Annotated in this window: 1 protein-coding gene; it reads left to right on the forward strand. The window is 62.7% G+C overall.

The window, feature by feature from the left end; genetic code table 11:
• The coding region (locus tag G4Y73_RS00005; RefSeq protein WP_205596420.1) for a hypothetical protein at positions 1 to 557 on the forward strand (557 nt) is incomplete at both ends.

Below are 557 nucleotides of genomic sequence, written 5' to 3' on the forward strand. Positions count from 1 at the left end.
GTGCCCGGCAACTACAGCTCGACCGAGACCGTGCCGGCGAACTGGAAGCTGACCGGAATTTCGTGCAATGACGGCAACTCGAGCGGCGATGTCGGCACCGCGACCGCGAATTTCGTGCTCGATCCGGGCGAGACCGTGGCCTGCGTGTTCACCAATACCCAGGGCGGCTCGATCACCGTCGAGAAGCAAACCTTGCCGAACGGCAGCCCGCAGGCATTCGCTTTCGCCGGTGATGTCGCCGGCTCGCTCGCTGACGGCAACAGCATCACGATCCTGGTCGATCCGGGCACTTACACCTCGACCGAGACCCTGCCTGCGGGCTGGGATCTGACTTCGATCGTCTGCGACGATTTGAACAGCACCGGCGATATCGGCACGGCGACGGCGACCTTCAACGTCGAAGCCGACGAAGCGGTCCGTTGCGTCTTTACCAACACCGAGCGCGGCACCATGGTGGTCGAGAAGCAGACCAACCCGCAAGGTAGCCCTGAAAGCTTTGCATTTACCGGCGATGCCCTCGGCAGTCTGAGCGATGGCGAGCAGATCGTGGTCGACAA

The organism is Wenzhouxiangella sp. XN201 (assembly GCF_011008905.1).
Taxonomy (GTDB): Bacteria; Pseudomonadota; Gammaproteobacteria; order Xanthomonadales; family Wenzhouxiangellaceae; genus Wenzhouxiangella.